Below are 13,226 nucleotides of genomic sequence, written 5' to 3'. Positions count from 1 at the left end.
CCCGGCGAGAACGCCGGAAGCCCCCACCGGGCGTCGGCGACGCGGGTGGGGGCTCCTCGTGCGGGCTAGACCAGGCTGCGCAGCACGTACTGCAGGATGCCGCCGTTGCGGTAGTAGTCGGCCTCACCGGGGGTGTCGATCCGAACGACGGCGTCGAACTCGATCGTCTGAGCGCCGGCGGCGGAGTGCTCGGTCGGCTCGGCGACGACACGGACCGTCTTCGGCGTCACGCCCTCGTTCAGCTGCTCGAGGCCGGAGATGCTGATCGACTCGGTGCCGTCGAGCCCGAGCGACTCCCAGCTCTCGCCCGTGGGGAACTGCAGCGGCACGACGCCCATGCCGATCAGGTTCGAGCGGTGGATCCGCTCGAAGCTCTCCGTGATGACCGCCGCGACGCCGAGCAGGCTCGTGCCCTTGGCCGCCCAGTCGCGGGACGAGCCGGAGCCGTACTCCTTGCCGCCCAGGATGACCAGGGGCGTGCCCTGCTCCTGGTAGCGCGCGCTCGCGTCGTAGATGAACGACTGCGGCGCGTCGGGCTGCGTGAAGTCGCGGGTGTAGCCGCCCTCGACCCCGTCGAGGAGCTGGTTGCGCAGGCGGATGTTCGCGAACGTGCCGCGGATCATGACCTCGTGGTTGCCGCGTCGCGACCCGTAGGAGTTGAAGTCCTTGCGGTCGACGCCGTGCTCGTCGAGGTACCGGCCCGCGGGGCTGTCGACCTTGATCGAGCCCGCCGGGCTGATGTGGTCGGTGGTGACCGAGTCGCCGAGCTTCGCGAGCACCCGTGCCCCGCTGATGTCGCTGACCGGCGTCGTCTCGAGGGTCATGCCCTCGAAGTACGGGGGCTTCCGCACGTACGTCGACTCGGAGTCCCACTCGAAGGTGGCGCCGGTGGGCGTCGGCAGCGACCTCCAGCGCTCGTCGCCGTCGAAGACGCCCGCGTACTCGTGGGTGAACATGCCCGTGTCGATCGACGAGTCGATGGTCGACTGGACCTCGGCCGCGTCGGGCCAGATGTCGCGGAGGTAGACGTCGTCGCCCTCCGGCGTCGTGCCCAGGGGGTCGGACTCGAAGTCGAAGTTCATCGAGCCGGCCAGCGCGTAGGCGATGACGAGCGGGGGGCTCGCCAGGTAGTTCATCTTGACGTCGGGGTTGATGCGGCCCTCGAAGTTCCGGTTGCCCGAGAGGACCGCCGTGACGGCGAGGTCGTTCTCCTGCACGGCCGACGAGATCTCGTCGAGGAGCGGGCCCGAGTTGCCGATGCAGGTCGTGCAGCCGTAGCCCACGGTGTAGAAGCCGAGGTCTTCGAGGTAGGTCGTGAGGCCGGCCTTCTCGTAGTAGTCGGTGACGACCTTCGAGCCGGGCGCGAGGGTGGTCTTGACCCACGGCTTGGCCTTGAGGCCCTTCTGGCTGGCGTTGCGGGCCAGCAGGCCCGCGGCGAGCATCACCGACGGGTTCGAGGTGTTGGTGCACGAGGTGATCGCCGCGATCGCGACGGCGCCGTGGTCGAGGGTGAAGGTGGAGCCGTCGCCCAGCTCGACCGACGTCGGCTTCGAGACCTTCGCCGGGGCGTGCGACGTGTGCGAGATGCTGTGCGGCTGCGCCTCGTCGTCGTCCTCGGCGGTGAAGCCGATGGGGTCGGAGGCCGGGAAGGTGCCCTCGACCGCGGCGTCGACGTGCGAGTGGTCGGTCGTCGCGTAGTTCTCGAGGTCGACCTCGAACTGGCTCTTGGCCGCGGTGAGCTCGATGCGGTCCTGCGGGCGCTTCGGCCCGGCGATCGAGGGCACGACGGTGGCCAGGTCGAGCTCGAGGTACTCGCTGAAGACCGGCTCGACCGACGGGTCGTGCCAGAGGCCCTGGAGCTTGGAGTACTTCTCGACGAGCTCGATCTGCTCGTCGGAGCGCCCGGTGAGGCGGAGGTAGTCGAGGGTCACGTCGTCGATCGGGAAGATCGCGGCGGTCGAGCCGAACTCGGGGCTCATGTTGCCGATCGTGGCGCGGTTCGCGAGGGGGACCTCGGCGACGCCCTCGCCGTAGAACTCGACGAACTTGCCGACGACGCCGTGGGCCCTGAGCTGCTGCGTGATCGTCAGGACGACGTCGGTGGCGGTGACCCCGGTGGGGATCGAGCCGCGGAGCTTGAAGCCGACGACCTTGGGGATGAGCATCGACACGGGCTGGCCGAGCATCGCGGCCTCCGCCTCGATGCCGCCGACGCCCCAGCCCAGCACGCCGAGGCCGTTGACCATGGTGGTGTGCGAGTCGGTGCCGACGAGGGTGTCGGGGTAGGCCTGCAGGACCGTGCCGCCGCCCTCGACCGCGACGTCGCGGCTGTACGTGACCCTGGCCAGGTACTCGATGTTGACCTGGTGGACGATGCCCGTGCCGGGCGGCACCACCTTGAAGTCCTGGAAGGCCGTCTGGCCCCAGCGGAGGAACTGGTACCGCTCGCCGTTGCGCTCGTACTCGATCTCGACGTTGCGCTCGAGTGCGTTCTCGCTTCCGAAGAGGTCGGCGATGACCGAGTGGTCGATGACCAGCTCGGCGGGGGCGAGCGGGTTGATCTTCGTCGGGTCGCCGCCGAGGGCCGACACCGCCTCGCGCATGGTTGCGAGGTCGACGATGCACGGCACGCCCGTGAAGTCCTGCATGACGACGCGCGCCGGGGTGAACTGGATCTCGGTGTCGGGGTCGGCCGTGGGCTGCCACTCCCCCAGCGCCGTGATCTGGTCGCGCGTGACGTTGGCGCCGTCCTCCGTGCGGAGGAGGTTCTCGAGGAGGACCTTGAGGCTGAACGGGAGCCTGGCCGAGCCGTCGACCGCGTCGATGCGGTAGACCTCGTACTCGGTCGCGCCGACCGTCAGGCTGTCCTTCGAGCTGAAGCTGTTGATTGCAGACACGTGCCGTCTCCCTTGCTGACTACGCCCTCATCATGGTCGCCCGACCCGGAGCCGCACCAGCGAGGCCAGCCTAAGTCGATCGACCGCGAGCGGCCGTGGCCGTCGATGTATCTCGATGTCGAGACAACGGTACCACCAGGAGTCGCGGAACAGCGGTCAGGAGCGCTGCGGATCGCCCTCGGCGGCCGCGTCGCCGACCTCGGCCTCGGCTCGGCCCCGGTAGACCGTCCGCACGAGCAGCCACGTGACCCAGAGCAGGCCCGCGTAGAGGGGCACGCCCATGATCAGCTTCAGGGTCGCGAGGGCGGTGATCTGGCCCGCGAAGAAGAGCGGGAGCTGGACCGCCAGCCGGGCGGCGAAGAGCCCCGCCCACAGGACGGTCGCGAGGGTGAGGACGCGACGCTTGGCGCGGTCGCCGCGCCAGGCGGAGCCCTCGTTGGTCAGGAGGCCGACGACGACGCCGATCAGCGGCCAGCGGACCACGACGCTCGCGAGGAGGGCGAGCAGCGACACGGCGTTGATGACGAGCCCGGGGACGAAGTTTCCCTCGGCGCGACCGCTGAGCAGGGCGATCGCGGCGGAGATCGCGATGCCCAGGACGCCGGCCAGGGCCTGGGCCACGGGGCCCCGCTGCACGGCGCGGGCGACGACGAAGGCCAGGGCCACGACGACCGGGATCAGCACCGACGGGAGCACGTCGCGCGTCACGGCGTAGACGACGACGAAGCCCAGGCCGGGGACGATCGACTCGACGAGGCCGCGGACGCCGCCGATCGCCGAGAGGAGCGCCGACGCCGTGGGCACCTCGCCGGGCGCGACCTGCCCGATGCCGGCACGCTGCGCCGCCGAGCGGAGCTGGGCCGAGAGCGAGACGCGAGGGTCGTCGAGAGGCGACGCCTCGCCGTCGCCGACGGGCGTGCCGGTCGCGCGGAGGTCGTCGGCGTCGCCGAGGCCGGGCGTGCTCACGGGCTCGGTCGCGTCAGACGCGCGAGGGCGTCGTGCTGGGGGCGTCGGTCGGGCCGGCCTTCGGCATGGTCAGCGGGATGAGGTCACGCGGGGCCATCGGGGTGCTGCCGCGGACGACGACGACGCTCCGGAAGAGCTCCTCGATCTTCTCCGCGGCCTCCGGGTCGACCGCCGCCTCGCCGGCGATGACGCCGCGGAGGAACCAGCGGGGGCCGTCGACGCCGATGAAGCGGGCTCGGCGGGTCGTGCTGGCGTCGCCGCCCATCACGGGGATCTCGGCCCTGACCTCGGGGCCGAACGGGCCGTCGACCTCGGCCGTGGTGCCGCCCTGTCGCTGGATCTGCTCGGTGATCTGCTCGCGGATCTCGTTCCACAGGCCCGTGCTGCGGGGGGCGGCGAACGGCTGCACCTGGAGCGTGGACTTCGCGAAGTCGAGCCCGACGGCGACGACGCGCTTGCTGCCCTCCTCGACCTCGAGGCGAAGGTGCAGGCCGTCGCGCGGCAGGATCTTCACGCCGCCCAGGTCGACGTACGGGCGGACGGGGCTGGCCTCGGTCTCGTCGAGCGGGCCCGTGTCGGCACGGTCGGCAGGAGCGGACTTGGAGTCGTCGAAGACCTCCACCTCCGCGTCCTCCAGGGACTCGATGCTGACCTCGACGTCGTCGAGGTCAGCGGTCTCGGCCTCGACCTCGGTCGTGGCCAGCTGCTGCGCTTCGCGCTTCGACTTCCTCATGATGCGGTGCCTCCGGTGGTGTGTGCGTAGCCCGTGGAGCCGAAGCCCCCCTCGCCGCGGACGCTCTCGGGGAGGGCGTCGACGGGGAGGAACTCGGCCCGGACGACGGGCATGACGACGAGCTGGGCGATCTTGTCGCCGACGGCGACGTGGTGCTCGGCCTCGAGGTCGGTGTTCAACAACGCGACCTTGATCTCACCACGGTAGCCCGCGTCGACGGTGCCCGGGCTGTTGACGACGGTCACGCCGTGCTTGGCCGCGAGCCCGCTGCGGGGCATGACGAAGGCCGCGTGGCCCTCGGGCAGCGCGATCGAGACCCCCGTGCCGACCAGGGCACGACGGCCGGGCAGGAGCACGACGGACTCGCTCGCGAGGAGGTCTGCGCCGGCGTCGCCCGGGTGGGCGTACCGCGGCGTGTGGTCGACGGCGGCCGTGCCCGTGGACGGGTCGGCGGGCGACCTCCGGGCCGTGAGGGGGACGTCGAGGCTCTGGGTCACGTGTCGAGGGTAGTGCAGAAGTCTGGTCGAATGGACCCATGAACCCCTACCGCGAACGGCTGCTGCCGCCGCTCACCGTCTTCCTCGCCTCGGCGCTCCTGGTGCCCGCGACCCTGCTGGTCTTCCTGCCCATCGACCCCGTCGTGGGCGTCGTGGTGGCCGTGCTGTTCTACGCGGCCGCGGTCGTGGCGCTCGTGGTCAGCTCGCCGGTCGTCCGTGTGGACGACGAGGGGTTCCACGCCGGCCGGGCCCGGCTGCACCCCGACGAGATCGGCGAGGTGACGGGGTTCACGGGCTCCGCCGCCACCACGCAGAGAGGGCCCGGGCTCGACGCGCGAGCCTGGACCCTCTTCCGGGGCTGGGTGGGGCCGGTCGTGAAGATCACGCTGACCGACGAGTCCGACCCCGCTCCTTACTGGTTGGTGTCGACGCGACGACCTGACGAGGTCGTGCGCCGGGTGGAGGAGCTCAGGCGGCGCACTCCCGGCAGATAGCGCCCAGCTTGGTCTCGTGGTCGAGCTGCGAGCGGTGCTTCACGAGGAAGCACTCCACGCAGGTGAACTCGTCGACCTGGGGAGGGAGGACGACGACGTCGAGGTCGAGGTCGGAGAGGTCCTGCCCGGCCAGCTCGAACGAGCCGGGGTTGTCGGCGTCGTCGTCGATGACGCCGGTCGTCTTGTCAGGGGTGCGCTCCTTGAGGCCCTCGATCGACTCCGAGTCGTCGTCGTTCTTGCGAGGTGCGTCGTAGTCGGTGGCCATGCCCATCCAGTCTTCGTGTTGATCGTTGCCCGATTCGGCGGGCACAGTTTGCATCACTCGTTGTCGAATAGCAAACCCGCCGCGGGGGGCCTCTCGGCCGCCTCGGTGGAACCCGCGGCACGCCCGTCGCATTCCCGGCAGACGGCCTCTGACGTGCGATTCTTCTCCCGGGAACACGACGGCGAAAGGCGTGCCACATGCAGGATCTGAGGGTCAACGGAGTCGAGGACGGAGCGCTCCTCCTGACCACCGACGCCGGTGTCGAGTACCGCCTCCCCGTCACGCACTCGCTGCGCGCGCAGCTGCGCACGGCGAGCGGCGAGACGCCCGCCACGACGCGCAAGGCCCCGCCGCGTGAGATCCAGTCGCTCGTGCGCTCCGGGCTCTCGTCGGCCGAGGTCGCCGCGCTCACCGGCGCCGACGTCGAGTTCGTCCACCGCTTCGAGGGCCCCGTCCTCGCGGAGCGCGCCTTCGTCCTCGAGACGGCCCTCCGCGTGGCCGTCTCCGTCGCCACCGAGGTGGCTCCCTCCACGGGCTCCGGCACCTTCGGCGCGGTCATCGAGTCCCGCCTCGACGCCGCCGACGCGACCGACCGCGAGTGGACGAGCTACAAGGACGGCGAGCACGGCTGGGTCGTGCGGGTCTCCTACGTCACCCAGGAGGTCGCCCGCGACGCCGTCTGGCGCTTCGACCCCAAGCGCACCGCCCTGGCGCCCCACTCAGGCGACGCCCACGTGCTGTCCCGCCACTCCGCCGACCCGGGCCCCCTCGTCCCGCGCCTCCGCGCGGTGGGCCACTCCTCCGACGCCGAGTCGGACGCCGGCGGCCGCTTCGACACCGGCGCCTTCGAGATCGCCCCCGACCGCTCCGACGTCGTCGACGACACCGTCGTCGAGTCCCCGGCCGCCGAGCGCCCCCGCGTCGACCCGCGGTCCGCCGCCTCCCTGGCCGCCACGAACCGCGACTCCGCCCCGACCTCCCCGTCGTCGCAGGCCCAGACGGCCGACCTGCTCGAGGCCCTGCGCCGCCGTCGGGGCGAGCGCGAGGCCGCCCGCTTCACGGACGACGAGCGCTCGGCGCACCCGTCCACGGGGTCGATGCGGGTCATCGACGTCCCCCTGACCGACTTCGGCCTGCCCGAGGGCGCGCCTGCCGCCCCTCGGGACGACGAGACCGAGCAGGTCGACCCGCCGGCCCCCGCCCCGGCCGAGCCCCGGTCCATCGGCTCGGCCCGTCGAGGCCGCGGTCGCGACCCGATCCCGACCTCCGCTACGACCACCCCGCCGAAGAAGGGCAGGGGGCGCGCGTCGATGCCGAGCTGGGACGAGATCGTGTTCGGTGCCCGGACGGACGACGAGGGCCCCGCCTGACTCAGCGGGCGAAGGCCCCGAACCGGCGCAGGGGCACCTGCGTCTCCTCGCTCGACCAGGACCCGTGCTGGCCGATCATGCTGCCCGCGGCACCGCCGGTGGAGCGGCCGTCGTAGTAGACGACCCCCTTGCGGGCGGCGACGAGCAGGTCGCCGATGCGAGGCAGCACCGCCTCGTCGACCGGGCCGAACCAGCCGGCCTCCACCGCCTCCTCGCGGGTGACGACCCAGGAACGGTGCGACTCCGCCTCGCGCCAGGCCGCGACGGTCGCGGCCCGCAGGGCGTCGCTCGCGTCGGGCTCGAAGTGCAGCTGGAGGCAGCGCGGCTCCCCCGCCACGTGGCGCACCCCGTCGACGAGCGCGGCCTGGCCGCCGAAGACGACGCGGCCCTTCTCGGCCACATCGAGCACACCGTGGTCGGCCGTGACGAGCAGCCCCTCGTCGGCGCCGAGCGCCTCGTCCAGGCGCCGCACCTCTCCGTCGAGCTCCTCCAGGGCCGCCGTCCACTCGTCCGACTCCCACCCGGCCCGGTGGGCGATCATGTCGAGCTCGGGCACGTAGAGGTACACGAGGGAGGCGCCGGGCGCGGCCACGAGGGAGCGCGCGGTGGCGAAGCGCTCGGCCACGGTCTCGGCGGTGACGTAGTCGGCGCCGGAGAGGATCGCCTCGGTGAGCCCGGAGGTGGCGTAGCGACGAGGCCCGACCGCGAAGCTGCGGACCCCGACCGCGGAGCCGCGCTCGAAGACGGTCGACCGGCGCTGCCAGGTGCTCGGGCGCATCCGGTCGTCCCAGCCGGAGAGCTGCTTGACGACCCGGTCGTTCTCCGGGTCGAGGACGGACCAGCCGACGAGCCCGTGCTCGCCGGGGAGCGCACCCGTCGTGAGCGTCGCGAGGGCGGCGGCCGTCGTGGTCGGGAAGCCCGACCAGATGCTGCCCTTCCGGCCCGTGAGGGTGCGCGCGTGGCCCGCGCGGGCCCCCAGGGAGGCCGAGCCGAGGCCGTCGACGAGGAGGACGACCGCCGAGCGGGCGGGGGGAAGGGGGAGGGCGCCGACCTGGCCCGTGAGGGCGGCGACGGACGACTCCAGGACGTCGGCCAGGCTCACGGCTCCGGTCGGGCGCGCCGGTACGATGGTCGTCATCGGCACCAGTCTGGCACAGCGCCGTCTGGCCGGTCCCGCCGCCCCGCAGCCGGGTGCCGGCCCCGCCGAGGCGCCCCGCGCCTCCTTCCCCCGAGAAGTGCATGACCACGACGACGAACGACATGAGCAGCGCCAGCGACGGTGAGCGGATCGAGGACATCGACGTCTCCCTCGAGATGCAGGGGTCGTTCCTCGAGTACGCGTACTCCGTGATCTACTCGCGGGCCCTGCCCGACGCCCGCGACGGCCTCAAGCCGGTCCAGCGTCGCATCCTCTACCAGATGTCGGAGATGGGGCTCCGCCCCGACCGCGGGCACGTCAAGAGCGCCCGCGTCGTCGGCGAGGTGATGGGCAAGCTGCACCCCCACGGCGACACGGCGATCTACGACGCCATGGTGCGCCAGGCCCAGTCGTTCACCATGCGCGTGCCGCTGATCGACGGCCACGGCAACTTCGGCTCCCTCGACGACGGCCCCGCCGCCCCGCGCTACACCGAAGCCCGGCTGGCGGAGGCCTCCCTGGCCATGACCCGGGGCCTCGACGAGGACGTCGTCGACTTCGTCCCGAACTACGACAACCAGCTCATGCAGCCCGAGGTGCTGCCCGCGGCCTTCCCCAACCTGCTCGTCAACGGCGCGAGCGGCATCGCCGTCGGCATGGCGACCAACATGGCGCCCCACAACCTCGTCGAGGTCGTCGGTGCCGCCCGGCACCTCATCGACCACCCCGGGGCGAGCCTCGACGACCTGATGGCCTTCGTGCCGGGCCCCGACCTCCCCACCGGCGGCACGATCTCCGGGCTCGCCGGGGTGCGCGACGCGTACGCGACCGGGCGGGGCTCGTTCAAGACGCGGGCCAAGGTCCAGGTCGAGAGCATCACCGCCCGCAAGTCCGGTCTCGTCGTCACGGAGCTCCCCTACCTCGTCGGCCCGGAGAAGGTCATCGAGAAGATCAAGGACGGCGTCCAGGCGAAGAAGCTGACGGGCATCACCGACGTCACCGACCTCACCGACCGCACGCACGGGCTCCGGCTCGTCGTCGGCATCAAGACCGGGTTCAGCCCGGAGGCGGTGCTCGAGCAGCTCTACCGCTACACGCCCCTGGAGGACGGCTTCAGCATCAACGCCGTCGCCCTGGTCGAGGGCCAGCCCAGGACGCTGGGCCTCAAGGAGATGCTGCAGGTCTACGTGGGCCACCGCCTCGAGGTCGTCACGCGCCGCAGCCGCCACCGTCTGGGCAAGAAGGAGGACCGCCTCCACCTGGTCGAGGGGCTCCTCGTCGCCATCCTCGACATCGACGAGGTGATCCAGGTCATCCGCTCGAGCGATGACTCGGCCGCCGCACGGGCCCGGCTCCGGGAGGTCTTCGACCTCAGCGAGATCCAGGCCGAGTACATCCTCGACCTGCGCCTCGGCCGGCTCACGAAGTTCAGCCGCATCGAGCTCGAGTCGGAGCGCGACGAGCTCGTCGCCGCCATCGAGGAGCTCCGCGCCCTCCTGGCCGACCCGGCCCGGCTGCGCGCGCTGGTGTCGTCCGAGCTCGCGGAGATCGCGGAGCAGTTCGGCACCCCGCGACGCACCCTGCTCACCGAGGCCGCCCCGAGCGTCGCGACGGCCGGGCGTGGACGCAAGGCTCCGGTGCTGGAGATCGCGGACACGCCCACGCGGGTGTTCCTCTCGACGACCGGGCGCCTCCTCAGGGTCGACCACCCCGAGCCGGGCTCCGCGGCCCCGACTCCCCCGGCCCGACGCACGAGTCACGACGCGGTGCTCTCGTCGATCGACACCTCCACGCGGAGCGAGGTCGGCGCCGTGACGTCGACCGGTCGCCTCATCCGGTTCACGCCGGTGGACCTGCCCTCCGTCCCGCCCACCTCGGTCCAGCTCGGGGCCGGCGTTCCGGTGCGCGAGTACCTCGGGCTGCCGGACGCCACCGAGAAGGTGCTGGCGCTCGTCTCCCTCACCGCCGACCGCCCGGTCGCCCTCGGCACGGCACGCGGCGTCGTCAAGCGGGTCGCCCCCGGCCAGTGGCCGGCCAAGCCCGAGTTCCCGGTCGTCACGCTCAAGCCGGGCGACTCGGTGGTCGGCGTGGCGCAGGGCACCGACGACGACGAGTTCGTCTTCGTCACGTCGGCCGCCCAGCTGCTCCGGTTCCCCGCAGCGTCCGTCCGGCCCCAGGGACCGGCCGGCGGCGGCGTGGCCGGGGTCAGCCTGCCCGACAGCGCCCGCGTCCTCTTCTTCGGGGCCGTGCCGGAGGGGCAGGAGGCGGTGGTCGCGACGGTGTCGACCAGTGCGGCCTCGATCGACGGCGTCGACCCCGGCCGCGCGAAGCTCAGCGCCTTCGACGAGTTCCCGGCCAAGGGCCGCTCGACCGGCGGCGTCCGCGCCCACGCCCTCCTCAAGGGGGAAGGCGGCCTCTCGCTCGCCTGGGTGGGGCCGGGACCCGCCCGGGCGGTCGCGGCGGACGGCGCCGTGCGCTCGCTGCCCGAGGAGCTCGTGCGGCGCGACGCCTCGGGGGCACCGCTCCCGGCCGTCGTCGCGTCGGTGGGGGCCTCGGTCGCGCACGTCACCGACTCGGCCACGGGGGCCGAGGCCGGGGCCGAGCCGGTCGACTGACCGACGACGGGCAGCCACCGGCCCGGCCAGGCCGGCGGGGCTCCCCCGCGGCGAGCGGTCGGGCCGACCCCGGCGGCGGCGTCAGACGTCGATGCGGTCGCGGCTGAGGCCGGCCCCGTCGATGATGAACTCCTTGCGGGGGGCCACGTCGTTGCCCATCAGCAGCTCGAAGACCCGCGCCGCGTTCTCCGCGTCGTCGACCCTGACCCGGCGCAGCATGCGCCCCTTGCGGTCCATCGTGGTGGTCGCCAGCTGCTCGGCGTCCATCTCGCCGAGGCCCTTGTAGCGCTGGATCGGGTCCTGGTAGCGCTTGCCGCTCCGGCGGAGACCCGCCAGCACCCCCTTCAGCTCCTGCTCGGAGTACGTGTAGATGGTCTGGTTCGGCTTGCTGCCGGCGTTGATGGCCACGACCCGGTGTAGGGGAGGCACGGCCGCGAAGACGCGCCCCTGCTCGATCATCGGGCGCATGTACCGGAAGAAGAGCGTGAGCAGCAGCGTCCGGATGTGGGCCCCGTCGACGTCGGCGTCGCTCATGATGATGACCTTGCCGTAGCGCGCCGCGTCGAGGTCGAACGACCGCCCCGACCCCGCCCCGAGCACCTGGATGATCGACGCGCACTCGACGTTGGAGAGCATGTCGCTGACCGAGGCCTTCTGCACGTTGAGGATCTTGCCGCGGATGGGCAGCAGCGCCTGGAACTCGCTGTCGCGGGCCAGCTTGGCCGTGCCGAGGGCCGAGTCGCCCTCGACGATGAAGAGCTCGCTGTTCGCGACGTCGTTGGACCGGCAGTCGACCAGCTTGGCGGGCAGCGAGCTGTTCTCGAGCGCGTTCTTGCGCCGCTGTGTCTCCTTGTGGGCCCGAGCGGCGATGCGGGACTTCATCTCGGCGACGACCTTGTCGAGCACGAGCGCGGTCTGCGCCTTGTCCTCCCGGCGCGACGAGCCGAAGAGCTCGCCGAACTGGTCGGCCACGACGCCGGCGACGATCGCCCGCACGGCGGGGGTGCCGAGGATCTCCTTCGTCTGGCCCTCGAACTGCGGCTCGGGGAGGCGCACCGTGAGCACCGCGGTCAGCCCCGCCAACACGTCGTCCTTCTCGACCTTGTCGGTGCCGACCTTGAGCCGACGGGCGTTCGCCTCGACCTGCTGCCGGAGGAACTTCAGCAGTCCCGCCTCGAAGCCGGCCTGGTGCGAGCCGCCCTTGGGCGTCGCGATGATGTTGACGTAGCTGCGGAAGACCGTCTCGTAGCCGCTGCCCCAGCGCAGCGCGATGTCGACCTCGCACTCGCGCTCGAGCTCGGTGGCGACCATGGCACCGCCCTCGGTCAGCACGGGGACGGTCTCGGTGTAGCTCCCCCGGCCCGTCATGCGCCAGGTGTCGGTCACGGCCGTGTCGGGAGCCAGGAACTCGACGAACTCGCTGATGCCGCCGTCGAAGCGGAAGGTGCTCTCGGAGGGGAAGCCGCCGTCGGTCAGCGAGCCGGGCCGCTCGTCACGGATGCGCAGCGACAGGCCGGGGATGAGGAAGGCCGTCTGGCGGGCCCGCCCGAACAGCTCGTCGGGCTGGAAGCTCGCGCCGCGGGTGAAGATCTGGCGGTCGGCCCAGTAGCGGATGCGCGTGCCCGTCACGCCCTTCTTCACCTTCCCGACCCGGCGCAGCACGCTGCCGGAGACGAACGGCGTGAAGGGCGCGTCGGGCGTCGGCTCGCCGGAGTCGTCGAACGTGCCGGGTTCCCCGCGGCGGAACGACATCGCCCAGGTGACGCCGTCGCGGTCGACCTCGACGTCGAGCCGCTCCGAGAGGGCGTTCACGACGGAGGCGCCGACGCCGTGCAGGCCGCCCGAGGAGGCGTACGAGCCACCGCCGAACTTGCCGCCGGCGTGCAGCTTGGTGAAGACCACCTCGACCCCCGTGAGGCCGGTCTTGGGCTCGATGTCGACGGGGATGCCGCGCGCGGTGTCGCGGACGGTGACGCTGTCGTCGGCGTGCAGGACGACGTCGATGGCGTCGCCGTGGCCGCCGAGCGCCTCGTCGACGGAGTTGTCGATGATCTCCCACAGGCAGTGCATCAGCCCGCGGGAGTCGGTCGACCCGATGTACATGCCGGGTCGCTTGCGCACCGCCTCGAGCCCCTCGAGGACGGAAAGGTGTCGAGCCGAGTAATCAGACGTGGCCAACGGGGATCTCCTGACGCTGAGCCGACCGCGTCGACCGGGGGATCCGGAGGCGGTGGGCTCGGACCATCTTAAC

The 13,226-nt window shown here is 72.2% G+C and carries 10 protein-coding genes; 3 read left to right on the top strand and 7 right to left on the bottom strand.

Features of this window, described 5'->3' with window-relative positions:
- Positions 1–65: 65 nt before the first annotated feature.
- The 4 genes from acnA to dut all read right to left on the bottom strand — a co-directional run bounded on the left by acnA (position 66) and on the right by dut (position 5,093).
- Positions 66–2,897: an aconitate hydratase AcnA gene (gene acnA / locus IFT72_RS04555; protein WP_192045667.1), complete on the bottom strand. Its 2,832-nt coding sequence runs from the start codon at positions 2,895–2,897 to the stop codon at positions 66–68.
- A 156-nt stretch (positions 2,898–3,053) separates the two neighbouring features.
- Positions 3,054–3,863 (bottom strand): DUF3159 domain-containing protein, encoded by an 810-nt coding sequence (locus IFT72_RS04550; RefSeq protein ID WP_056054557.1) that lies wholly within the window; start codon positions 3,861–3,863, stop codon positions 3,054–3,056.
- A 13-nt stretch (positions 3,864–3,876) separates the two neighbouring features.
- The gene (locus IFT72_RS04545; protein ID WP_192045666.1) at positions 3,877–4,596 is read right to left on the bottom strand and encodes a DUF3710 domain-containing protein; all 720 of its coding nucleotides are present in this window, start codon (positions 4,594–4,596) and stop codon (positions 3,877–3,879) included.
- The gene (dut, locus tag IFT72_RS04540) at positions 4,593–5,093 is read right to left on the bottom strand and encodes a dUTP diphosphatase (RefSeq protein WP_056054554.1); all 501 of its coding nucleotides are present in this window, start codon (positions 5,091–5,093) and stop codon (positions 4,593–4,595) included. Before dut ends, IFT72_RS04545 begins: the two co-directional genes overlap by 4 nt.
- Positions 5,094–5,131: 38 nt before the next feature.
- Between dut and IFT72_RS04535 the strand changes: the two genes are divergently transcribed.
- Positions 5,132–5,587 (top strand): DUF3093 domain-containing protein, encoded by a 456-nt coding sequence (locus IFT72_RS04535; RefSeq protein ID WP_056054551.1) that lies wholly within the window; start codon positions 5,132–5,134, stop codon positions 5,585–5,587.
- Here the strand turns inward: IFT72_RS04535 and IFT72_RS04530 are convergent.
- Positions 5,562–5,852 (bottom strand): DUF4193 domain-containing protein, encoded by a 291-nt coding sequence (locus tag IFT72_RS04530; RefSeq protein ID WP_056055877.1) that lies wholly within the window; start codon positions 5,850–5,852, stop codon positions 5,562–5,564. The genes IFT72_RS04535 and IFT72_RS04530 overlap by 26 nt on opposite strands.
- A gap of 197 nt (positions 5,853–6,049) precedes the next feature.
- Here IFT72_RS04530 and sepH point away from each other — a divergent pair, with 197 nt between their 5' ends.
- The gene (gene sepH / locus IFT72_RS04525; protein WP_192045665.1) at positions 6,050–7,222 is read left to right on the top strand and encodes a septation protein SepH; all 1,173 of its coding nucleotides are present in this window, start codon (positions 6,050–6,052) and stop codon (positions 7,220–7,222) included.
- A 1-nt stretch (position 7,223) separates the two neighbouring features.
- On the opposite strand, the gene IFT72_RS04520 is transcribed toward sepH, so the two are convergent.
- Positions 7,224–8,360 (bottom strand): alkaline phosphatase family protein, encoded by a 1,137-nt coding sequence (locus IFT72_RS04520; protein WP_192045664.1) that lies wholly within the window; start codon positions 8,358–8,360, stop codon positions 7,224–7,226.
- Positions 8,361–8,461: 101 nt separating this feature from the next.
- Between IFT72_RS04520 and IFT72_RS04515 the strand changes: the two genes are divergently transcribed.
- Positions 8,462–10,975 carry a DNA topoisomerase (ATP-hydrolyzing) subunit A gene (locus IFT72_RS04515; RefSeq protein WP_244634145.1) on the top strand — a complete coding sequence of 838 codons (2,514 nt, stop codon included), beginning with the start codon at positions 8,462–8,464 and terminating at the stop codon, positions 10,973–10,975.
- A gap of 81 nt (positions 10,976–11,056) precedes the next feature.
- On the opposite strand, the gene IFT72_RS04510 is transcribed toward IFT72_RS04515, so the two are convergent.
- A complete protein-coding gene (locus tag IFT72_RS04510; RefSeq protein ID WP_167259114.1) occupies positions 11,057–13,153 on the bottom strand; it encodes a type IIA DNA topoisomerase subunit B in 2,097 nt (698 codons plus the stop codon).
- Between the last annotated feature and the right edge of the window lie 73 nt (positions 13,154–13,226).

It is taken from the genome of Frigoribacterium sp. CFBP 8754, from assembly GCF_014841815.1.
Lineage (GTDB): Bacteria > Actinomycetota > Actinomycetes > Actinomycetales > Microbacteriaceae > Frigoribacterium > Frigoribacterium endophyticum.
Note: the sequence above shows the minus strand (reverse complement) of the source record. Positions and strands in the feature narration are given on the sequence as shown.